A 20,986-nucleotide genomic window follows, 5' to 3' on the forward strand; every position below is an offset into this window, starting at 1 on the left:
AGGAGTCTGCGCGGCTTCCATTCCAATCAGCGGGATTTACAAAATAGGGGCGCTCTCCTATTAGGAAAATGGACTGTCTCTTGGAGTATGGGGTTTACGGGCGTTGCCAAATCGAGGCTATTTTTTTAGGATGAAAGGGCATATTACTTGGATTGTTTTAACACACAAAAAGGAGTTCGGAATAAGACCATTCCGAACTCCTTTGTTGTTGATTATTTCAAAGCAAATGTAATTTCTGCTTCGCAGGCCAATTCGCCATTTACTGTGGCCACGGCCTTGCCTTTGCCGACTGGTCCCCGCAAGCGCGTCATTTCCACTTCGAGGCGAAGCTGGTCTCCAGGCACGACTTGGCGCTTAAAGCGGCAGCTGTCAATGCCCCCGAAAAAAGCGAGCTTACCGCGGTTTTCCTCTTTCATCAGCATAGCTACTGCTCCTACTTGAGCGAGCGCCTCAACAATCAGAACGCCCGGCATTACCGGGTAGTCCGGAAAATGGCCGTTAAAGAACTCTTCATTCGCCGTTACATTTTTGATGCCGACTGCTCTCTTTCCCTCTTCCACTTCAAGGATGCGGTCAACAAGAAGAAAGGGATAGCGGTGCGGAATAATGTCTTTAATCTGCTGAATATCTAACATTTTTCTCCTCCATGCACGTTATAATAAGCTATTCACTAGCACTTCCACTAAGTGGATCCATGTTTGAGGCAGGAAAACCTCAAGGGGATTTCCATTGCCAACGATGCTGTAGCCAACGATCGCTCCAGCTGTCGCAAAAACGATAAGCCAAAACAAACTAACAACAAATCGGCCTAAAGGCGTCAGCCTGGTGCGCTTTTTCTTATTTTTGTGTAAGTCGTCAGTCACGTCGTTTCGTCCCCTCTAGCGTACGCCGTTAATAAGCCCCATCATTTGGTCGGCCAGAGAGATCGAGCGGGACTGGAATTGATAGGAGCGCTGCACGTTCGTCAAGTCCGCCATTTCTTTCGCAAGGTCAACATTCGATTTCTCCAATGCGCTTTGCTGTATGGCAATATCGGTGCGGCCCGCAGCTGTTACATCCTGCAAAATTTCGTTTTCCGCCACAGCCGGATTGTCCGGCAGCGTTAACAAGTTGGATCCTGCTTGCGTCAAAAATTGCGGCCGTTTCACCTCAACGACTCCAAGGTTGAACGCTTGTCCGCCTGCCCGCAGCCTGCCCCCGGCTTCCAGCATGATGTCACCGTTATTGGGGTTGAAGGTAATCGGCTGGTTGCTTTCATCAAGAACCGGATGCCCCTCCTTTGTTACGAGCATCACCTCATTGCCGTTCACCGGAGTCACAGCAAATGATCCGTCGCGTGTGTAATGCACCTTGCCGCGGCCGTTCTCCTGCACCAGCACTTTAAAAAATTGATTTTCTTTCGTGAACGCCAAGTCGAGCTTGCGGCCTGTCTGTATGATGGACCCTTGCGCCCCCACAAGCTGTGACTGGCTAATTCTTGCTCCTGTCCCCATGCGAATGCCATTCGGGGTTAAGCGGCCCGTCTCCGCGTCTGTGCGCAGCATGTTTTGCACATTCTGATTCATCAAGTCTGTGAAAGTAGCTTCCCGACGCTTGTATCCAGTTGTATCAATGTTTGCGATATTATGGCTGAGTATGTCCAGCCTTTGCTGTAATTGGCTTAATGTATTAGCAGATGTAATCAGTGTTTGATTCATTCAGTATCCTCTCCCGGGAAGATTAGTTCACTCGGCCTATTTCATTTGCGGCTTTCTCCATGCTGCGGTCGTAAGCGGCTAAGACCTTCTGATTCGCTTCAAATGTCCGATAGGCGGACATCATATCCGTCATCGAGCGGCCGGCATCAGTATTGGAGCCCTCCAGGAAGCCCTGCTGCATCCGAAACTGCACATTGTTTTGACCGGCAGCAGCCGGAAGCGTGCCCGTTTGGAGGCGAAGCAGGCCGTTCCCTTCCTTAATCAAACGGTTCGGGTCTTCCGCAAAAGCCAGGCCGATCCGGCCAGCCGGTCTTCCTTCCTCCGTAATCTGGCCGGTTTCATCAATCGCTATGTTATCTGAGTTCAGCTGAATCCGGTTTCCAGCCGGATCAAGAACATAATGGCCGGCCGCTGTTGTTAAAAAGCCGGCGCTGTCCAGGGTAAAGTTGCCGTTGCGCGTATAGCGCTCAACGCCGTCTTGACCTTGTATTTTAAAGAAAAGCATTCCTTTTTGTCCAGTATCTTCATTCACAGGAACATTGACATCCACCAGAGCCACATCCGTTCTCAGCCCGGTTTCCCGCAGATCTCCTTGGGAAAAATCCGGCATGGTCTCCTGCATGTAGACACCGGTATTCACGGCACCAACGCGCCGCTCAAGCGGAAGATTCAACTGTTTTTGGACAGGCACGGACACTTGATCCATCCGCTGCAAGAGCATTTCCGGAAAAGCGCGCAATGAAGAACGGTCCGCCTTATAGCCTGGGGTGTTGGCATTAGCCATATTGTTAGAAAGCATTTCAGTCCGCCGCTGCTGGGCAATCATTCCTGAAGCTGCTGTATAAAATCCGCGAAACATATATCCACCTCATTACCATAGGTTCTTTTATTAATCTTTATCTTTTAGAAACTGTGGATTTCTTTACAAGTAATTTCAAATGGCTTGCTTTATTATACCACTCTTTTTCATCGGCCAAAAACTAGAAAAGATTAATAATATAGGTGAATTTAAATACACATTTGAAAAAAAAACGAGATGAGCAACTCACCTCGTTTATGCCAATTTGACTTTTGATAATTTATCAATATTCTCAAGCATAATCCCTGTGCCTACTGCCACGCTGTCCATTGGGTTTTCAGCGATAAACACCGGTACCTTCAATTCCTCGGCCAGCAGCTGGTCAATGCCGTGAAGCAAGGCTCCGCCTCCGGTCAAGATCACTCCGCGGTCAATAATATCAGCTGACAGCTCAGGAGGTGTTTGTTCCAGTACATCTTTCGCCGCTTGCACGATTACAGCGATTGATTCCCTAAGGGCCATTTCGATTTCTTCAGAATTGACAGCTAATAGGCGCGGAAGCCCGGAAACCATGTCACGTCCGCGAATCTCCATCTCTTCACTGCGGCCGCCCGGATACACGCTGCCTATTGTAATCTTGATATCTTCAGCTGTCCGTTCACCGATCAGCAATTTATATTCTTTCTTAATGTAATTTAAAATTTCATTGTTGAAATTGTCGCCAGCCATTTTAATGGAAGCCGCTGTAACAATGGCACCCATTGATAACACAGCCACATCTGTTGTGCCGCCGCCGATATCAACAACCATATTGCCGCTTGGCTCAAAAATATCCATGCCGGCTCCAACTGCTGCTACCTTCGGCTCTTCTTCCAAATAGACCGTTTTTCCGCCGCTTTTTTCTGCCGCTTCGCGAATCGCTTTTTGCTCAACGCTTGTAATATTTGTCGGACAGCAAATTAAAATGCGCGGCTTAGAAAGTAAGCCCTTAACATTCAGTTTGTTCAGAAAATATTTCAGCATAGACTCTGTCACATCGAAGTCAGCGATAACCCCGTCCTTCAGCGGGCGGATAGCCACGATATTCCCCGGCGTTCTGCCGACCATGCGATGTGCCTCTTCGCCGACAGCAAGCACTTTGTTTGTGTTCTTGTCAATGGCTACGACAGATGGCTCATTTAAGACGATTCCTTGTCCTTTTACGTGAATCAATACATTTGCTGTCCCCAAATCAATTCCAATATCTTTTGAAATCATTAGAGCAGCCCCCCTTTTTATTCAATAGTTTTATTTATTTCCATCTTTTTATCTCTATTTTTCGTACAAAGATGAGGAGTTCCCAATTTTTTATTTTATCATACTTGCCAGGAAAAAGCCGGATTATTTGTAAACTTTCTTTGTTTCTTTCCGCGCAAAAAAATCCGCCCGCAGGAGGCAGATTTCCTTTTTATTTATGCGAATGATTACACTTCAGCTCCTGAACCGCTCGCCTTTTTTAAGGCGGCCGAATATTTCTTCTTCGTCGCTTCTCCCCCGCGCAGGTGACGAATCGACTTATGATAGTCCAGGATCTCCTTCACCTGCTGAGCCAGCTCCGGGTTCACCTCCGGAAGGCGTTCTGTCAGGTCTTTATGCACTGTACTCTTCGATACACCAAACTCTTTCGCAATCACCCGCACAGTTTTTCTTGTCTCCACGATATACTTGCCAATCCTGATCGTCCTCTCCTTGATGTAATCGTGCACACCGCTCGCCTCCTTCATTGGATGTGAGACGTGTGAAATGAGACTCGCTTTCGCTTGAATGAAATAATATAAATCCGCATGCAGCAGTGCCCGCACACGGAAAGAAAGCTTTCACTTTCTTTTCTTCCGCAACTAGACTGCTCTTGTTATCATCAGGTATTTGTCCGTCTAACGATTCCTCACCTCAAACCATCCCTTTGTCTTTATACAGGTTTTATTATTACTATATTGACGAAGCAGGAAAAATATGTACAGGAAGGGGAAATAAATGTCCAGTTAGGCGGCTTTCTACATAAAAAGAAAAAAGCAGCCCATCAAGAGCTGCCCCGTCTGTTACGAATTGCTGTCGCTTTGTTCTTTCTCTTCGATTGTACTGCTGTTTTGTTCCTGATCAGAAGGGCTTTCTTCCGTTTGCTCCACAGATTCTTCTGATTCTTTATCCGCTGACTTTTCCGCTTGCACCGGCTGGATAGACTCTTGAATCGCCGCTACTGTTTTGTCAAAGCAGTTCTGCGGATTGATCGCGACTTTGTCCTTGCGCACTTCAAAATGAAGATGCGTGCCCGCTTTTTCATTTAACAGGCTCTTGCCGGCTTTCGCGATGACATCACCTTGCGCCACTTGATCGCCTTTTTCTACTTGGATATCTTGCACCGATTGATATTGTGTCACAAAACCGTCAGCATGCTCAATGACAATGACGTTGCCGAGCAATGCATCATTTTCCTCGACCTTGACTACTTTTCCGCTTAAGGCTGCCGTCACATTAAATGTTTTGCCGCCCCTCACTGCATAATCAATTCCTGTGTTTGGATGGTACGTATTATTATAGACTACGAGAGCTTCTTGTTGTTCCTTTGCAGAGGCCTTTTCATCATAGAAATTTGTCTTAATCACTGCTTTGTCTTCATGCTTGAAAGGCAAAGCCATTGGTTCCACAGATGAATTGACTTCTTCCGCCGGCTGATTAAACATTCCTTCATCGACTGCGCTTTCTTGCGGTCCCTTCACTTGCTCTTTCCCCGATCCTGCCATTTGGTACCAGATAATGCCTGAAATTAAAATGGCGGCACTCATTAAGTAGACAGCAGGGAAGACCCAGCGATTTTTAACGATTTTCTTCATTTTTTGAGAAGTGTTTTTCTTTTCTTCCTCTCTCATGTTCATCACCTCAGCAACCAGTGTGAACACATTTCAGGGAATCTATACGTCAATTTGGAAAAATTTTCGTTTCTGGAAAAATCGTTATAAATATGCCACAAAACCAAAAATAAGAGCGCAGAAAATCATGATAGAATGAGATCAATCTTATATTCGGCTAAGGTGGTGTAGTTAATTGAAAAAGTTGGCAAAGGGCTTGTCCACGATCGCTCCGTTCGTTTATATGGCGGCAGTATGGATCATGTCCAGTATGCCGGATAACGCGATTATTGAACTTCCTCAAAGCGAAGCGGACCGCTTTTTTAAAGAGTCCCTGCATTTAATTGAATTTGCGATTTTATATATTTTAATTGTTCATGCGTTTTTAGCGCACGGACGCTTTACGAGCGCGGCCCACTTAGCGGCGGCTTTAATCGCCTGCTTTTACGGATTCATCGATGAAATTCACCAGGCGTTTGTTCCCTCCCGTTCCGCAACGGTCATTGATGCTGTGAAAGATGTAACCGGCGTATTCGTCTGCTTTTTGATCGTCCAGTTCACGTACTTTCAGCGGCCGAACAGCTTGATCAGCCGCCTGATGAATAAGTTCACCCATTGGGTCAGCTCCTAACTCCTTGCCTCTATCGGCAAGGAGTTATTTTTTGGCCGTAACGGTTTCCTTGACAAAGTTTTTGGCTGTTTCGATTTTGGTTTGCTGATAATAATGGGCGATGATTTGTTTATAGTTTTTTCCTTCTTTCGCCATTCCGTTGGCTCCGTATTGGCTCATTCCGACGCCGTGCCCGTAGCCTTTCGTCGTGATGATGACCTCACCCGACTTCAGCACCCAGTTGAAATCAGAAGAAGGCAGCTCCAGCTTTTCCCTCACTTCCCGGCCTGAAAATTCTTTCCCGCCGATTTTCACTGAGGCGATGCGCTTGCCTTCTGTACGTCCTGTAATCGTTCCCGCCTCCTCTTTGCCGTTGACGGATATTCCAAGCTTTCTTTCAAACTCGGCAAGAGGCATCGTTTGCTTCGTGCTGTATTCAGGGGACGATTCATCCCACGGACTGGCCACGCTTTTTAAGTAAGGCAGCGGCTCGTTCCAGTAATCCTCTGAGTTCTCTGTGTAGCCGTTGCTTGTCGAAAAAAAAGAAGCTGTAATAGGGGCCCCGTTATATGTAATGACCTGACCAGCTGTTTCCTGAACAGCTTCATTGATTTTTTTGGATTTCCAGTCAAAATCTTTTCCCCAGAGCTGTTTCAGCTCCTCCTTCGTTTTAAACACTTGATGCGCGACGGTATCGGTAACATTCGCCTGTCCGTTCACTTTGCTTCCGCTCATCATTTGTTTAATAATAAATGTTCTTGCTGTTAACGCTTGGGCTTTCAGTGCTTCTTTCTCAAAGGAAGCCGGCATTTCCGCTGCCACGACACCAGCCACATATTCCTCCAGCGGAAACGTTTCCGTTTTCTTTGTGCCAGAACGAAACACTGCCACATCCAAGGCAGGCTGCTCCTGCACCTCTTTAGGCGCCTTCTGGTGCGGCAGTCCGGCCGCTAGCTCCTCTTTTCCTGATGAAAACAAGATAACGAGCAGTGAAGGGAGAATAACAGCAACTGCGACAAGTCCGGCAAGCAAAAAAGAAAGTGAATGTCGTTTTTTCATCAAATCAGAGGCCTCCATTTATCAGATTGGGTACAAAGGTTACCCACATTTAAGGATATGGCGGGCAACCTCTGGATATGACACCCATATTTCCTTTTAGTTGGAAGTATCTGCAGGAGGTAAATAAAAAAAACTGTCCCGCCCGCAGGCAGAACAGTTCTTTGTTCTTAAGCATTAATATCCGTAATGACTTTTTCAGAAGCAGGTGTTTCTTCTTTTACGCGAATAATATCCGCTCCAAGAGCTGCCAGCTTGCCGTGGAAGTTCACATATCCGCGGTCAAGATGCTTCAGTTCTGTCACGCGTGTATACCCCTCGCCAACAAGCCCGGCTAAAATCAGCGCAGCTGCTGCACGCAAGTCCGTTGCTGCTACTTCAGCCCCTTGTACATCAGACGGGCCATTAATGATGACCGAACGGCCTTCAATTTTAATGTTGACATTCATGCGGCGGAATTCCTCGACATGCATAAAGCGATTTTCAAACACTGTTTCGGTAATCATGCTGGTTCCTTGGGCTTTTAACAGAAGCGCCATCATCTGTGACTGCATATCTGTCGGGAACCCAGGGTGAGGCATTGTTTTGATGTCGACCGGCTTCAATGTTTCAGGACCGATCACACGGACACCATTATCTTCCTCAATAATTTGCACACCCATTTCCTTCATTTTAGCAATTAATGAAGACATGTGCTCCGGCACCGCTCCCTGAACGACCACATCTCCGCCCGTGATCGCTGCAGCTACCATAAACGTGCCGGCTTCAATGCGGTCAGGAATGATCGCGTGGTCGGCTCCTTGAAGTTCTTCAACGCCTTCGATCCGAATCGTTTCTGTTCCGGCACCGACGATTTTTCCGCCCATTGCATTAATTAAATTAGCCAGATCGACAATCTCAGGCTCTTTCGCTGAATTTTCAAGAATAGTCGTGCCTTCAGCCAATGCAGCGGCCATCATAATGTTTTCTGTTGCGCCGACGCTCGGAAAATCAAGATAGATTTTCGCGCCTTTTAGCCGCTTCGTTACTTCTGCCTCGATAAAGCCGTTTTCTACCCGTACCACTGCACCCATAGCTTCGAAGCCTTTTAAATGCTGGTCGATTGGGCGGGAACCGATGGCACAGCCGCCCGGAAGAGCCACTCTCGCTTTCCCTGTGCGCGCAAGCAATGAACCCATGACAAGAACAGACGCCCGCATTTTGCGTACATACTCAAACGGCGCCTCAACGAATAACTCTTCAGATGCGTCTACTGTGACGATATTATTTTCAAAATGCACTTGGCAATTTAAATGGCGAAGTACTTCATTTATTGTATATACATCAGAGAGAGTCGGTACATCCCGAATCACACTCTTTCCTTTACTGGCTAATAATGTAGCGGCGATGACTGGCAGAACTGAATTTTTTGCTCCTTCGACTTTCACAGTTCCACTTAGTTTATTACCGCCGCGGACGATAATTTTTTCCAAACTTTTCCCCTCCGCGTCCAATTTATATATTAATATTCAATCGTAATGAGAGGCGTGCCTATCACAAAATTTGTCTCAGAGCCTCTTTGTTTTTTTCTTAGTCCAACTTGTACATTCATTTCACGTTTTGAAAGCGGAAGGTCGCTCCCGAAACGCTCGGAATACATAGATAAAGAATAAAAATTCTTTTCAGAAACTGCTTCTCTTTTTTCGGCTTTCCAGCCTGATAACAATGCAGAAAGTTGATTTGACAAAACTTCTTCAAGTGTACCATCAAACTTCCCTTTTATACAAGTAAATACCCGTGGCTTTCCGTGAAAGATTTGTGAATATATAGCGGCAAATTCCTTTGAAAAAAAGGCTCTTATTTCCTCTTCGTCAGCAGCAGTAACCGAGTAAAGCATATAGGCAACACCGCCGGCTGTGTCTGAAGAAACAATTTCGATCTTCTGTTGAACCGATCCTTGCGTATGTTCAAAGACGTAGCCGTCCGTATTCCCTTTGTTAAAGGCTGACTCTTGCCAACCGGTTAACGATGCGTGCAGCCGATTCGCTGCCTCATCCGGCTTTTCTGTTAAGCGTTCGCGAGTATGTAAGGTCCACTCTTCAATCGATCCATCCACACCTTTCACACTGTCAGTCAAAAGCAGCAAAGGTTTGCTTTCACTATCTGCCATTGTGTTATTCCCTAACAAAATTACAATGAAACACCCCAACAAAACATAATATCTCTTTTTTAGTAGATTCATTGATATCCTCTCCCTTAGCAACCAGTTTGGCCTGGCTGGGAAAAGATAAACAGGGAAAAACACGACAAATTGCATGCTTTGTCGACAATATGATTTGTTCATCTATTCACTTGTTTATAAGAAATGGGGGGAGAATATAAAAACTCCCTAAAGAAATAATATACAAAATAGAAAAAAATACAAGCCTGTAGGAAGAACTATTTTAAAATTTTATTGGAATAAAAGCGGCAATTGGCGGGACCACAAGAAGTAATCAAGGAAGAAATTGCTAACCGTTGAACCGATCGCAATGGACAAAACCACGAATAGCAAGCGTGCTTGGAAGATGTGGTTAGCTTTGATGAGCTGATCTAGGCGAACGGCCTGAAGCGCCCAAAACGATAAACCGATAAAAACCAAATGTGACAAAATACTGAACAATGCATCTTGGCCGAAATTTGCCATCATCACTATCCCCCCTTATCTACTTAATTAAAATATTTACCATCTAGCCCCTGGCGAAAGCAGTGCTGGTTTTTCTATGAGTGAAAAAACCTCCCGTTTCCGGAAGGTTTTTTTCATTTGTTACGCTCTGCCTTCATAAACGTCAATACGGTTAATTGCCCGTTTCAATGCTAATTCAGCACGTTGAATATCTATATTGTCTTGTTTATTGCTCAGGCGGTTTTCCGCTCTCATCTTAGCTTCTTTCGCCCGGGCAACATCAATATTTTCCGCTGTTTCAGCCGCTTGTGCTAATATCGTCACCTGATCTGGACGGACTTCTAAAAATCCGCCGCTGACCGCGACCAAATCAGGTTTTCCAGCGCCTTTGTTTAAGCGAACAGCGCCAACTTGTAAAGGGGCGACCATCGGAATATGTCCCGGTAAAATGCCAAGCTCACCGCTTTGAGCTTTGGCACTTACCATTTCAACATCCGCTTCGTACGCCGGGCCATCAGGAGTGACGATACTGACTTTAAATGTCTTCATTGTTTAACCCCCTGGTCCCGTATTATACCTCTACGCCCATTTCTTTTGCTTTTGCAACAACCTCTTCGATGCCGCCGACAAGACGGAATGCATCTTCAGGAAGGTTGTCGTATTTACCCTCAAGAATCTCTTTAAATCCGCGAACTGTGTCTTGAACCGGCACGTAAGAACCTGGCTGACCAGTGAACTGCTCGGCCACGTGGAAGTTTTGTGATAAGAAGAATTGGATGCGGCGGGCACGGCCTACGACCAATTTATCTTCTTCAGAAAGCTCATCCATACCAAGGATCGCAATGATATCTTGAAGCTCTCTGTAACGCTGCAATGTTTGCTGCACTTGGCGAGCTACATTATAATGCTCTTCTCCAACGATTTCCGGAGAAAGGGCACGAGATGTAGAAGCCAATGGATCCACCGCTGGGTAAATACCCATTTCTGAGAGTTTACGCTCAAGGTTTGTTGTTGCATCCAAGTGAGCGAATGTTGTAGCCGGAGCCGGATCCGTGTAGTCATCGGCCGGTACGTAAATCGCTTGGATAGATGTAACAGAACCTACGCTTGTAGATGTGATCCGCTCTTGCAATTGACCCATTTCTGTAGCAAGTGTCGGCTGGTAACCAACGGCAGAAGGCATACGGCCTAAAAGGGCAGAAACCTCGGAACCTGCTTGTGTGAAACGGAAGATGTTATCGATGAAGAAAAGAACGTCTTGTCCTTGCTCATCACGGAAGTATTCCGCCATTGTCAAACCTGTCAGCGCTACACGCATACGCGCGCCAGGAGGCTCGTTCATTTGTCCGAAGACCATCGCTGTTTTGCTGATAACGCCAGAGTCGCTCATCTCGTGGTAAAGGTCGTTTCCTTCACGAGTACGCTCTCCAACACCGGCGAATACAGAGATACCGCCATGCTCTTGGGCGATGTTGTTAATCAATTCCTGAATAAGAACCGTTTTACCTACACCGGCACCTCCGAAGAGACCAATCTTACCGCCTTTGATGTACGGAGCAAGCAAGTCTACTACTTTGATACCAGTTTCCAGGATTTCTACTTCTGTAGAAAGCTGCTGGAAAGTAGGCGCCGCGCGGTGAATCGCATTGCGCTCAGCTTCTGCAGGGATTTCTTCATTTAAGTCAATTGTTTCACCAAGTACGTTAAATACACGTCCGAGGGTTATATTTCCTACTGGTACAGAGATTGGCTGACCCATGTCAATTACTTCTGTGTTACGCTGTAAGCCGTCTGTTGAAGCCATGGCAATTGTCCGTACAGTGTCATCACCTAAGTGAAGCGCCACTTCCAATGTTAATTCAACAGCGTCTTTATCAGATTGTGCACCGATTTGCACTTTTAACGCGTTATAGATATCAGGCAGCTGACCGCTTTCAAACTTTACGTCAACAACCGGACCCATAACTTGAAGAACGCGTCCTTTGTTCATCTCTTTCCCTCCTATCGTAATCGTCCAATCTATCGTGATGTTTATGTCGAACGGCAGGCGCAGAACAGCGCCTTCCGCTTTTCTTTTGTCCAGCTGCGCCTCCTTGCCCCTCGAGGTCATAAGCCGTTCCACCCGGAAGGTTACAGGGCAACCTTCCAATTGGATCGTCTTATGCTTGTCGGGGCCAAACAGTCGGCTCGCTTTTCTTAACTATTCTAACGCCGCTACTCCGCCGACAATCTCTGTAATTTCTTGTGTGATTGCCGCTTGGCGTGCACGGTTATATTGCAATGTTAGTGTATCAATTAATTCTTTCGCGTTGTCTGTTGCTGTTTTCATCGCAGACATCCGGGCAGCATGTTCACTGGCTTTGCCGTCAAGAAGTGCTCCATAGATTAAGCTTTCTGCATATTGCGGAAGAAGGACTTCCATAATTTCTTCAGCTGCCGGTTCAAATTCATAAGCCGTCAGTTTGTTAGAAGAAGGAGCAATATCTGTTAAAGGCAGCACTTTCTTTTCTGTAACATCTTGCTGGATCGCGCTGACAAAGTGGTTATAGTACATGTACAATTCATCGTACATTCCTTCGGAGAATAAGCTGACCGCTTTGTTCGCAATGTCTTTAATGTCAGAGAAAACAGGCTGATCAGGCAGGCCTACGATATCTAAAGCCACATTCATTCCTCTGTGAAGGAAATAGTCGCGGCCCATGCGTCCAACTGCGATAATCACGTATTCATCTGGAGAAGAATGACGTTCTTTAATTGTGTTGCTGACAAGGCGAAGAATGCTGCTGTTATAAGCTCCCGCCAAACCGCGGTCTGAGGTAATCACCAAATACCCGGTTTTTTTAACGGGGCGGGAGACTAGCATCGGATGTGTTACATCTTTGCTGCCAAGAGCAATGGAGGCGACTACTTCCTGAATTTTTTCCATGTAAGGAACAAATGATTTAGCATTTGTTTCAGCACGGCTCAATTTAGAAGCGGAGACCATTTCCATCGCTTTTGTGATCTGGCTCGTCTTTTTAGTAGAAGTAATCCGAGTCTTTATGTCGCGTAACGATGCCACTGGTTCTCACCACCCTTTTTATGTTAGAAATTTACCTAGAAAGAGGGAAGGATCTTGAGGATCCACTCCCGCTTTTAAAGTTCTGGATAATTATTCAGATTTCGCGAACGATTTTTTGAACTCGTTGATGGCTGCTTTCATATCGTCATCAGAAGCGAGCTCTTTCGTTTTGCGAATATGATCTAACACGTTTGTATGGTTGTGATCTAACCAGCTTAATAGCTCATCTTCAAAGCGGCGGATATCTTTAACTGGAATATCGTCCAGAAGACCGCGTGTCAGCGCATAAAGAATAACTACTTGCTTTTCAACCTTGAGCGGTTTGTTCAAGTCTTGCTTCAATACTTCAACTGTACGCGCTCCGCGATTCAGTTTCGCTTGCGTCGCTTTATCAAGATCAGAACCGAACTGAGCAAACGCTTCAAGCTCACGGTAAGCAGCCAAATCCAGACGAAGTGTACCAGCTACTTTTTTCATTGCTTTAATTTGGGCAGATCCACCAACACGGGATACAGAAAGACCGGCGTTGATCGCAGGACGCACGCCTGAGAAGAAGAGGTCAGACTGTAAGAAGATCTGTCCGTCAGTGATAGAGATAACGTTCGTTGGAATGTAAGCAGAGATATCGCCCGCTTGTGTTTCAACGAATGGAAGAGCGGTAATAGAACCTGCTCCTAAGTCATCGTTCAATTTAGCTGCACGCTCAAGTAAACGGGAGTGCAAGTAGAAAACGTCACCAGGGTAAGCTTCACGACCTGGAGGACGGCGTAATAATAAGGAAAGTTCACGGTAAGCGGCTGCTTGTTTAGATAAATCATCATATACAATCAGAACGTGCTTGCCGTTAAACATAAATTCTTCAGCCATTGATACACCTGCATATGGAGCAAGGAAAAGCATTGGTGCAGGTGAAGAAGCAGAAGCTGTAACAACGATTGTGTAGTCAAGAGCACCGTGTTTACGGAGCGTTTCAACCGTTCCGCGAACAGTTGATTCTTTTTGTCCAATCGCTACATAAATACAAACCATATCCTGGTCTTTTTGGTTAAGAATTGTATCGATCGCTACAGTTGTTTTACCTGTTTGGCGGTCACCGATGATTAATTCACGTTGTCCGCGTCCGATTGGCACAAGGGCATCAATCGCTTTAATACCGGTTTGTAATGGCTCATGAACAGATTTACGGTCCATAACGCCAGTTGCCGGGCTTTCAATTGGACGAGTTTTCGTTGTATTGATTGGGCCAAGACCGTCTACAGGCTGTCCAAGAGAGTTTACAACGCGTCCGATTAATTCTTCCCCAACCGGTACTTCCATGATGCGGCCGGTACGGCGGACTTCATCGCCTTCACGGATATCTCTGAAAGGTCCGAGAATGATGATACCTACGTTGTTTTCTTCTAAGTTCTGTGCCATACCCATGACACCGTTTGAGAACTCAAGCAGTTCTCCAGCCATGACATTGTCGAGGCCATGAGCACGAGCGATACCGTCACCAACTTGGATAACTGTACCAACATCGTTTACTGTAATATCTGACTGGAAGTTCTCAATCTGCTTTTTAATCAGCGCACTGATTTCTTCAGCTTTGATGCTCATGAATTTCACCCCTCATAATAATTATAGTAGTTGTATTCGATCGAAGGACGCCGCCAAGCAGCGCCTCTCGCTTTTCTTGTTACTTCGTAATAAGCTGCTGCTCTAAACGGTTTAGTTTGCCGCGCAGGCTGCCGTCGAAAATACGGTTGCCGATGCGGACTTTTAAGCCGCCGAGTAATTGCGGATTAACAATATTGTTAATCTTTAATGCTTGTTTGCCGACTTTCTTCGCGAATTTAATAGAGATTTGGTGTGTTTCTTCTTCTGTTAAAGGACGCACCGATTCAACAGTTGCTTCTGCAAGCCCCTGCTCTTCATTCGCTAAATTCACATAAGCATCGGCAACAGCCGTAATATCTCCTTCACGGTGCCGCTCTATTAAAAGCATTAATAGATTAGCTACATAAATTGAAGCTTCTGAAAAAGCATTCTTTACGAGTGCTTGTTTTTCTTCAATTGTCAGCTTTGGCGATTCAAGCAAAGGAAGCAATCCTTTGTTTTCCTCAAATACCGCTTTCACCACTTGCAGCTCTTCACCAATTTCTTGGAGCTGCTGATGTTCTTTGGCAATTTCGAAAAGAGCCAGCGCATAGCGTTTCGCCACTACGGAATCACTCATCACTCTTCCCCTGCCTCTTGGATATACTCGTTAATTAATTTTTCTTGATCTGCTGCGCTTAAATCTTTTTCAATTACTTTAGAAGCAATCAATACAGATAAAGAAGCCACTTGCTCACGAAGCGCTGCCATTGCCTGTTCAGTCTGCTGTTCGATTTCCATCTTAGCAGATTCTTTCAGACGCTCAGCTTCTGCACGAGCAGCCGCAATGATTTCTGCTTTTTGGCTGTCGCCCACCTTCTTAGCATTCTCAATAATTTCTTGAGCTTGCTGGCGAGAGGCTTTTAATTCTGCGCGAGTTTCTTCCAATAACTTATTCGCTTCGATCCGGCTTTTTTCCGCCGCATCGATTTCGGATGCGATATGATCTTCACGCTGCTGCATGATTCCCATTAATGGTCCCCAAGCAAACTTCTTAATCAGCGCTAGTAAAATAATGAACATTGCTAATTGGAACAAGATGTCGCCGCCGTTAAAACCAGCTGACGATCCAAGTACGAATGCGTTTGCTAACACGCCCACTTCACTCCTTTCAAGAGTTTCCCCCCTCCCCTTCTCAAGGGAAAGGTCTGTATAAAAAGAATGGAACTGCTTGTTACACTTCGAACATAAAGCAATGGCGAAGGTTCGCTTGGAATGATCTTCGCCATTGGAACAAAAATCCCTGAATATTTAAACCTTGTCCAGCTACGGCGCCTGGACAGGCCAGGCGCTTGTGCTGTTATTATTGGCCTTGAACCATGAACGCGATAACTACAGCGATGATAGGAATCGCCTCTACTAACGCTACCCCGATGAACATTGTTGTTTGAAGCATACCGCGAGCTTCTGGTTGACGAGCGATACCTTCCACTGTTCTAGATACGATAAGACCGTTACCGATACCTGCACCAAGTGCGGCTAAACCGATTGCGATTGCTGCTGCTAAAAGACCCATTTTAAAATTTCCTCCTTTAAATGTATAAATAATGTATTTGTTTAAAAATAGGTTTGTTCATTAAATGAACTGGGTATATTTTAATGGTCGCTGCTCACTTTGTGAGCAATATAAACCATTGTTAACATAGTGAAGATAAAAGCCTGAATTCCACCGACAAAGACTGAGAATCCTTGCCATGCTAATGTAGGGATAATCGCGGCTAAAGTTCCGCCAAATCCTGTCGCAAGACCTCCTGCCAGCAAACCTAAAAGGATCTCACCGGCAAAGATGTTCCCGTAAAGCCGTAGGCCGAGAGTGAGCGTATTAGCGAACTCCTCTACAATTTTCAATGGGAATAAAAATCCCATTGGACGGAAATAATCTCTTCCGTATTCGGCAAAGCCTTTCATTTTAATTCCATAGTAATGTGACAGAGCGACAACCATAACGGCAAGCGTTAAAGTGATCACCGGGTCTGCTGTTGGAGATTTCCACCAGAGCACGCCATCTTTTACCACTGAAAATGGAAGACCAAGAAAGTTGGAAACTGCAATGTACATAAGCAGCGTAATTCCAAGAACATGGAAACGTCCTCCTGTTTTCCAGTCCATGTTACTCTTGACGATCCCCTTCACAAAGTCCATGATCCACTCAAAAAAGTTTTGCAGCCCAGTAGGCTTCATTGCCAATTTTCTTGTGGAAATGACTGCAATCAAGAAAACGATTGCGCTGGCAACGGTAATCATTAATACGTTGGCCAAGTTGAAAGTTAATGTAAAACCGTCAAACACTTCCCAATGATATAATGGATTTTCGTGATGCAACTGTTTTCACCTCTCTTCCCCGGTTTTTCTCTTTATTAGAAAATGAATAAAAAAATCTATCATAATGACAATATAGGATGCCATTAATCCCAAAACTGTACTGATTATGTTGAAATGGTCCGGATAACGAAGGGCAATGATAGCAGCAACGCCAGCGGATGCCATTCTAGACATAGTGCCCAGCGATTGAACTTTATTGCCGCGCTCAAGTGCGGTGTTGAAACGGTGCATTCGCTTCAACATTAACCAGTGGTTGAACAAGCTAAAAGCCGTTCCAAGAATGAGGCCGCCGAAAACCGCCTTATAAGACGTAGTTCCCCAGCAGAAAACAAAGATGGCGAGCAAATATAATAAGTACTTTCTATGTCTGGTCAGCGAGTGCTGAAGTTCCCCCATAATTGATTAATCCTCCGAATTGAAATGGTTAACTGTCTTAAGCATAGAAAAAATGCCCGCAGTTAATCCTAAGAGCAGTCCGATGATTAAAAAAAGTGGTTCAGTTTTCCATGTTCCGTCAAGCCAGCGTCCGGCAAATATTCCAATCAGGATGGATCCTGTCAGCTGCGCTAAAATCGTGCTGTATAACGCCATCGCCTTAAACGCATTTTTACGGCCCTTCATCTAATAACACTCCTGCCCACCGTGGGTTCTACCTAAAAAAAAAGCGTTTACGCTCAGTTCATAGTATTTGCTCTTTTCCCTTTGTAAGCATACAATAGGGGTATTTTAATGTCAACGCATACTAAAAAAAACCTCAAAAATTGTAGCTTATATTTCACAAATTGATCAAATTTCAAATCTTCCCATAAGTTTTGCTTATAAAGGACGATAAGTAAAAAATAATTGCAAAAATTACATCTTTTCGCTAGGGTCTTCGGCAGAATAATACCGCTGAATACTTTAAGAAGGGGCTGTCCCGAAAGGTCATGAAACATGACTTTTTGGGTCGGCCCCTCTTTCTTCTCTAAAACCGGCTTCATTTCAATCCGCCGGGAAACCTTCATCTGTGTTTATTGTAGAGACGTATTCAACAGCTCTCTTACATTAAAACCGGTCAGGCTTTTCAGTCGTTGCCTGGAAATAATAACGGATCGCCTCGCAAATTCGGCGGGACGCTTCGCCATCTCCGTAAGGATTGGATGCTTTGGACATTTTTTCATATTCCGCTTCATCCTTCAGCAGTTCAGTCGCCATTTGATAAATCGTTTCTTCATCTACACCGGCAAGCTTTAATGTGCCGGCCTTAATTCCTTCCGGGCGCTCCGTTGTATCCCGAAGAACGAGAACCGGCACACCGAGGGAAGGCGCTTCTTCCTGCACGCCGCCAGAATCAGTCAAAATCAAGTGGGCTCTTGCCGCGAAGTTATGGAAATCAATTACATCGAGCGGCTCAATGAGATGAATGCGCGGGTCATTGCCAAGAATGTCGCCGGCAATTTCTCGAACAACCGGATTCATATGCATAGGATAAACGACTTGAATGTCGCCGTTTTCTTCCACAAGCCGCTTGATCGCCCGGAACATACTGCGCATCGGCTCGCCAAGGTTTTCCCGGCGGTGGGCCGTCATCAAGACAAGACGGTCGCTGCCCAGCTGATCAAGCACTTTGTGGCTGTAGCTGTCTTTGACGGTTGTCTTTAATGCATCGATCGCCGTGTTGCCCGTAACAAAAATCGTTTCCGCTTTTTTTCCTTCGTTCAGCAGGTTCTCCTCCGCTTGGTCCGTCGGGGAGAAGTGAAGATCCGCAATGACTCCAGTTAATTGACGGTTCATTTCCTCCGGGAATGGAGAATATTTATTCCATGTGCGAAGTCCGGCTTCTACATGGCCAACCGCAATTTGGTTATAAAAAGCAGCCAGGCTCGCCACAAATGTTGTCGTCGTGTCGCCATGCACGAGTACGATATCCGGCTTGACTTCCTTCATTATCCGGTCAAGCCCCTCCAGCCCGCGCGTTGTCACATCAATCAGCGTCTGGCGGTCTTTCATAATGTTTAAATCAAAATCAGGAGTGATTTTGAAGATTTCCAGCACTTGGTCCAGCATTTGCCGGTGCTGTGCGGTTACGGTCACAATCGATTCAAACTGCTCGGGATGTTTCTGCAATTCCAGAACGAGCGGAGCCATCTTAATTGCTTCCGGACGCGTTCCAAAAATAGTCATTACTTTAATCGGGCGGTTCATCTTATTTGCACCTACTTCTAATTATTTTGTTCCAAACAGGCGGTCGCCTGCATCTCCTAATCCTGGTACAATGTAGCCTTTTTCATTTAACTTCTCATCTAAAGCAGCAATATAGATATCTACATCCGGGTGGTCTTCCTGCAGAACCTCTACTCCCTCAGGCGCAGCCACTAAACACATAAATTTAATGTTTTGCGCACCGCGTTTTTTCAAAGAGTGAATCGCTTCAGTGGCTGATCCGCCTGTAGCAAGCATTGGATCAACAACGATGAAATCACGCTCTTCAACATCAGACGGAAGTTTCACATAATATTCAACAGGCTTTAGCGTAGCTGGATCGCGATACAGGCCGACATGGCCGACTTTGGCAGCTGGAATCAGCTTTAAAATGCCGTCTACCATGCCGATGCCGGCGCGCAGAATCGGCACAATGCCGAGCTTTTTGCCGGCAAGCGTTTTTGCATTGGCTTCACATACCGGTGTTTGAATTTTTACTTCCTGAAGCGGCAGATCACGTGTAATTTCAAAGGCCATTAACGTGGATACTTCATCTACTAATTCACGGAATTCTTTCGTTCCCGTTTCTTTGTCGCGTATAATAGTCAACTTATGCTGGATTAATGGGTGATCGAATACATATACTTTTCCCAAAATTATCGCTCCCTTGTATTAATATATCAACTGATCCATGCTAGCTTCCGATGGCAAAAAAATAAGCCGCACACGCAGCCATTCTTCAACTTCTTTCAGCAAGCTTCCTTCTAATTTTACATAAAAAGCCCAAGAAGAACAAATGGGAAAATATAAAAAGCCCCGGAATGAAAAATTTTCATTCCAGAGCTGCTCATTTAACTATATAAAGGATATTTCGCTGTTAAGTCCGCCACACGCTGGCTCAATTCTTTAAGAACCGCTTCATCCTCATGATGTTTCAATGCTGAGCTGATAATAGCTGCGACTTCATCCATTGCTTCTAAATCAAAGCCGCGTGAAGTGACCGCTGCCGTACCGATACGGATACCGCTTGTGACAAACGGGCTTTCCGGGTCAAACGGAATTGTGTTTTTGTTAGAAGTGATTCCAATATCATCTAGCACCTTTTCTGCTACTTTACCTGTTAAACCAAGAGTTTGCAGATCAATAAGCAGCAGGTGGTTATCGGTGCCGCCTGATACAAGCTGAATGCCTTCTTTCGCCAGGCCTTCTCCCAGACGCTTAGCATTGTCGATGATTTTCTGTGCATACGTCTTGAAGCTGTCATCGAGCGCTTCTCCGAAAGCAACCGCTTTGGCGGCAATCACGTGCATAAGCGGGCCGCCTTGGATGCCAGGGAAAATAGACTTGTCAATTTTCTTGGCAAATTCTTCTTTGCAAATAATCATGCCGCCGCGCGGACCGCGCAACGTTTTATGGGTAGTGGTGGTCACGAAATCAGCGTAAGGAACCGGGCTTTCATGAAGACCTGCTGCTACAAGGCCGGCGATATGAGCCATGTCGACCATTAGGTAAGCACCGACTTCATCTGCAATTTCACGGAATTTCGCAAAATCAATAGCACGCGGATAAGCACTCGCGCCTGCAACAATCAGCTTTGGCTTATGCTCCACTGCTTTTTGGCGGACATCTTCATAATCAATCTGCTGATTTTCTTTGCTGACGCCGTACTCGATGAAGTTGTATTGCACTCCGCTGAAGTTAACCGGGCTTCCGTGAGTTAAATGGCCGCCGTGTGATAAGTTCATTCCAAGAACGGTATCACCATGCTCCAATATAGTGAAATAAACAGCCATATTCGCTTGAGCACCGGAGTGAGGCTGTACGTTCACATGGTCGCCGCCGAAAATTTGCTTCGCACGGTCGCGGGCCAGGTTTTCCACCACATCCACATGCTCGCAGCCGCCATAATAACGCTTGCCTGGATAACCTTCTGCATATTTGTTCGTTAATACAGAGCCTTGTGCTTCCATTACCGCTTGGCTGACAAAGTTTTCCGAAGCGATTAATTCAATTTTCGACTGCTGGCGTTTTAACTCGTCTTGAATGGCCGCAAATACAGCCGAGTCCTGCTCTTTAAGAATACTCATTTCCAA

25 protein-coding genes are annotated in these 20,986 nt (G+C 45.6%); 1 reads left to right on the forward strand and 24 read right to left on the reverse strand.

Annotation, left to right across the window (positions count from 1 at the left end):
* Nucleotides 1-212: 212 nt before the first annotated feature.
* From fabZ to BBA02S_RS16240, 7 genes are all read right to left on the reverse strand, one after another.
* A complete protein-coding gene (gene fabZ / locus BBA02S_RS16210; RefSeq protein WP_041095359.1) occupies nt 213-635 on the reverse strand; it encodes a 3-hydroxyacyl-ACP dehydratase FabZ in 423 nt (140 codons plus the stop codon).
* 18 nt (nt 636-653) lie between these two features.
* Nucleotides 654-863, reverse strand: coding sequence for a DNA-directed RNA polymerase subunit beta (locus BBA02S_RS16215; protein ID WP_041095361.1), 210 nt, complete (start codon nt 861-863; stop codon nt 654-656).
* A 15-nt stretch (nt 864-878) separates the two neighbouring features.
* Nucleotides 879-1,697, reverse strand: coding sequence for a flagellar hook-basal body protein (locus tag BBA02S_RS16220; RefSeq protein ID WP_041113800.1), 819 nt, complete (start codon nt 1,695-1,697; stop codon nt 879-881).
* A 22-nt stretch (nt 1,698-1,719) separates the two neighbouring features.
* The gene (locus BBA02S_RS16225) at nt 1,720-2,556 is read right to left on the reverse strand and encodes a flagellar hook-basal body protein (protein WP_041095365.1); all 837 of its coding nucleotides are present in this window, start codon (nt 2,554-2,556) and stop codon (nt 1,720-1,722) included.
* Between the two features lie 195 nt (nt 2,557-2,751).
* A complete protein-coding gene (gene mreB / locus BBA02S_RS16230) occupies nt 2,752-3,753 on the reverse strand; it encodes a rod shape-determining protein (protein WP_041095367.1) in 1,002 nt (333 codons plus the stop codon).
* Nucleotides 3,754-3,959: 206 nt separating this feature from the next.
* On the reverse strand, nt 3,960-4,241 hold the full coding sequence (spoIIID, locus tag BBA02S_RS16235) for a sporulation transcriptional regulator SpoIIID (RefSeq protein WP_041095369.1): 282 nt from the start codon (nt 4,239-4,241) through the stop codon (nt 3,960-3,962).
* 333 nt (nt 4,242-4,574) lie between these two features.
* On the reverse strand, nt 4,575-5,402 hold the full coding sequence (locus tag BBA02S_RS16240; RefSeq protein ID WP_041113801.1) for a stage II sporulation protein SpoIIQ: 828 nt from the start codon (nt 5,400-5,402) through the stop codon (nt 4,575-4,577).
* A 175-nt stretch (nt 5,403-5,577) separates the two neighbouring features.
* Between BBA02S_RS16240 and BBA02S_RS16245 the strand changes: the two genes are divergently transcribed.
* On the forward strand, nt 5,578-6,012 hold the full coding sequence (locus BBA02S_RS16245; RefSeq protein ID WP_041095373.1) for a VanZ family protein: 435 nt from the start codon (nt 5,578-5,580) through the stop codon (nt 6,010-6,012).
* Between the two features lie 24 nt (nt 6,013-6,036).
* Here the strand turns inward: BBA02S_RS16245 and spoIID are convergent, their stop codons facing one another.
* From spoIID to BBA02S_RS16335, 17 genes are all read right to left on the reverse strand, one after another.
* The gene (spoIID, locus tag BBA02S_RS16250; RefSeq protein ID WP_041095375.1) at nt 6,037-7,050 is read right to left on the reverse strand and encodes a stage II sporulation protein D; all 1,014 of its coding nucleotides are present in this window, start codon (nt 7,048-7,050) and stop codon (nt 6,037-6,039) included.
* A 167-nt stretch (nt 7,051-7,217) separates the two neighbouring features.
* Nucleotides 7,218-8,519: a UDP-N-acetylglucosamine 1-carboxyvinyltransferase gene (gene murA, locus BBA02S_RS16255; protein ID WP_041095377.1), complete on the reverse strand. Its 1,302-nt coding sequence runs from the start codon at nt 8,517-8,519 to the stop codon at nt 7,218-7,220.
* A gap of 29 nt (nt 8,520-8,548) precedes the next feature.
* A complete protein-coding gene (locus tag BBA02S_RS16260) occupies nt 8,549-9,370 on the reverse strand; it encodes a YwmB family TATA-box binding protein (protein WP_082040228.1) in 822 nt (273 codons plus the stop codon).
* Between the two features lie 108 nt (nt 9,371-9,478).
* Complete coding sequence (locus BBA02S_RS16265; protein WP_041095381.1) at nt 9,479-9,715, reverse strand: DUF1146 family protein; 237 nt, start codon at nt 9,713-9,715, stop codon at nt 9,479-9,481.
* A 117-nt stretch (nt 9,716-9,832) separates the two neighbouring features.
* Entirely contained in the window at nt 9,833-10,240 is a 408-nt protein-coding gene (locus BBA02S_RS16270; protein ID WP_041095383.1) for a F0F1 ATP synthase subunit epsilon, read from the reverse strand.
* A gap of 22 nt (nt 10,241-10,262) precedes the next feature.
* Complete coding sequence (atpD, locus tag BBA02S_RS16275) at nt 10,263-11,681, reverse strand: F0F1 ATP synthase subunit beta (RefSeq protein WP_041095786.1); 1,419 nt, start codon at nt 11,679-11,681, stop codon at nt 10,263-10,265.
* A gap of 210 nt (nt 11,682-11,891) precedes the next feature.
* The gene (gene atpG, locus BBA02S_RS16280) at nt 11,892-12,752 is read right to left on the reverse strand and encodes an ATP synthase F1 subunit gamma (protein WP_041095385.1); all 861 of its coding nucleotides are present in this window, start codon (nt 12,750-12,752) and stop codon (nt 11,892-11,894) included.
* Nucleotides 12,753-12,842: 90 nt separating this feature from the next.
* Nucleotides 12,843-14,351: a F0F1 ATP synthase subunit alpha gene (atpA, locus tag BBA02S_RS16285; protein WP_041095387.1), complete on the reverse strand. Its 1,509-nt coding sequence runs from the start codon at nt 14,349-14,351 to the stop codon at nt 12,843-12,845.
* A gap of 79 nt (nt 14,352-14,430) precedes the next feature.
* Nucleotides 14,431-14,970 carry a F0F1 ATP synthase subunit delta gene (locus BBA02S_RS16290; protein ID WP_041095389.1) on the reverse strand — a complete coding sequence of 180 codons (540 nt, stop codon included), beginning with the start codon at nt 14,968-14,970 and terminating at the stop codon, nt 14,431-14,433.
* Nucleotides 14,970-15,485, reverse strand: coding sequence for a F0F1 ATP synthase subunit B (gene atpF, locus BBA02S_RS16295; protein ID WP_041095391.1), 516 nt, complete (start codon nt 15,483-15,485; stop codon nt 14,970-14,972). Before atpF ends, BBA02S_RS16290 begins: the two co-directional genes overlap by 1 nt.
* A gap of 208 nt (nt 15,486-15,693) precedes the next feature.
* Nucleotides 15,694-15,906 (reverse strand): F0F1 ATP synthase subunit C, encoded by a 213-nt coding sequence (atpE, locus tag BBA02S_RS16300; RefSeq protein WP_006838507.1) that lies wholly within the window; start codon nt 15,904-15,906, stop codon nt 15,694-15,696.
* Between the two features lie 80 nt (nt 15,907-15,986).
* Nucleotides 15,987-16,712, reverse strand: coding sequence for a F0F1 ATP synthase subunit A (gene atpB, locus BBA02S_RS16305; protein ID WP_041095400.1), 726 nt, complete (start codon nt 16,710-16,712; stop codon nt 15,987-15,989).
* Between the two features lie 6 nt (nt 16,713-16,718).
* Nucleotides 16,719-17,108, reverse strand: coding sequence for an ATP synthase subunit I (locus tag BBA02S_RS16310; RefSeq protein WP_041095402.1), 390 nt, complete (start codon nt 17,106-17,108; stop codon nt 16,719-16,721).
* A gap of 6 nt (nt 17,109-17,114) precedes the next feature.
* Nucleotides 17,115-17,333 (reverse strand): AtpZ/AtpI family protein, encoded by a 219-nt coding sequence (locus BBA02S_RS16315; protein WP_041095404.1) that lies wholly within the window; start codon nt 17,331-17,333, stop codon nt 17,115-17,117.
* A 423-nt stretch (nt 17,334-17,756) separates the two neighbouring features.
* Nucleotides 17,757-18,896, reverse strand: a complete 1,140-nt coding sequence (wecB, locus tag BBA02S_RS16325; RefSeq protein WP_041095408.1) for a non-hydrolyzing UDP-N-acetylglucosamine 2-epimerase — start codon at nt 18,894-18,896, stop codon at nt 17,757-17,759.
* A 21-nt stretch (nt 18,897-18,917) separates the two neighbouring features.
* Nucleotides 18,918-19,547, reverse strand: a complete 630-nt coding sequence (gene upp, locus BBA02S_RS16330; protein WP_041095411.1) for a uracil phosphoribosyltransferase — start codon at nt 19,545-19,547, stop codon at nt 18,918-18,920.
* Nucleotides 19,548-19,744: 197 nt separating this feature from the next.
* Nucleotides 19,745-20,980: a serine hydroxymethyltransferase gene (locus tag BBA02S_RS16335; protein ID WP_041095413.1), complete on the reverse strand. Its 1,236-nt coding sequence runs from the start codon at nt 20,978-20,980 to the stop codon at nt 19,745-19,747.
* Between the last annotated feature and the right edge of the window lie 6 nt (nt 20,981-20,986).

Source organism: Bacillus badius NBRC 15713, from assembly GCF_001591605.1.
GTDB classification, from domain to species: domain Bacteria; phylum Bacillota; class Bacilli; order Bacillales; family Domibacillaceae; genus Pseudobacillus; species Pseudobacillus badius.

What these genes read in the sequence shown, in the direction of transcription:
- fabZ (WP_041095359.1), bottom strand. Translation starts at nt 635, where the DNA reads ATGTTAGATATTCAGCAGATTAAAGACATTATTCCGCACCGCTATCCC.
- BBA02S_RS16220 (WP_041113800.1), bottom strand. Translation starts at nt 1,697, where the DNA reads ATGAATCAAACACTGATTACATCTGCTAATACATTAAGCCAATTACAG.
- BBA02S_RS16225 (WP_041095365.1), bottom strand. Translation starts at nt 2,556, where the DNA reads ATGTTTCGCGGATTTTATACAGCAGCTTCAGGAATGATTGCCCAGCAG.
- mreB (WP_041095367.1), bottom strand. Translation starts at nt 3,753, where the DNA reads ATGATTTCAAAAGATATTGGAATTGATTTGGGGACAGCAAATGTATTG.
- BBA02S_RS16240 (WP_041113801.1), bottom strand. Translation starts at nt 5,402, where the DNA reads ATGAGAGAGGAAGAAAAGAAAAACACTTCTCAAAAAATGAAGAAAATC.
- spoIID (WP_041095375.1), bottom strand. Translation starts at nt 7,050, where the DNA reads ATGAAAAAACGACATTCACTTTCTTTTTTGCTTGCCGGACTTGTCGCA.
- BBA02S_RS16260 (WP_082040228.1), bottom strand. Translation starts at nt 9,370, where the DNA reads ATGAACAAATCATATTGTCGACAAAGCATGCAATTTGTCGTGTTTTTC.
- BBA02S_RS16265 (WP_041095381.1), bottom strand. Translation starts at nt 9,715, where the DNA reads ATGATGGCAAATTTCGGCCAAGATGCATTGTTCAGTATTTTGTCACAT.
- BBA02S_RS16270 (WP_041095383.1), bottom strand. Translation starts at nt 10,240, where the DNA reads ATGAAGACATTTAAAGTCAGTATCGTCACTCCTGATGGCCCGGCGTAC.
- atpD (WP_041095786.1), bottom strand. Translation starts at nt 11,681, where the DNA reads ATGAACAAAGGACGCGTTCTTCAAGTTATGGGTCCGGTTGTTGACGTA.
- atpA (WP_041095387.1), bottom strand. Translation starts at nt 14,351, where the DNA reads ATGAGCATCAAAGCTGAAGAAATCAGTGCGCTGATTAAAAAGCAGATT.
- BBA02S_RS16290 (WP_041095389.1), bottom strand. Translation starts at nt 14,970, where the DNA reads ATGAGTGATTCCGTAGTGGCGAAACGCTATGCGCTGGCTCTTTTCGAA.
- atpE (WP_006838507.1), bottom strand. Translation starts at nt 15,906, where the DNA reads ATGGGTCTTTTAGCAGCAGCAATCGCAATCGGTTTAGCCGCACTTGGT.
- BBA02S_RS16310 (WP_041095402.1), bottom strand. Translation starts at nt 17,108, where the DNA reads ATGGGGGAACTTCAGCACTCGCTGACCAGACATAGAAAGTACTTATTA.
- BBA02S_RS16315 (WP_041095404.1), bottom strand. Translation starts at nt 17,333, where the DNA reads ATGAAGGGCCGTAAAAATGCGTTTAAGGCGATGGCGTTATACAGCACG.
- wecB (WP_041095408.1), bottom strand. Translation starts at nt 18,896, where the DNA reads ATGAACCGCCCGATTAAAGTAATGACTATTTTTGGAACGCGTCCGGAA.
- BBA02S_RS16335 (WP_041095413.1), bottom strand. Translation starts at nt 20,980, where the DNA reads ATGAGTATTCTTAAAGAGCAGGACTCGGCTGTATTTGCGGCCATTCAA.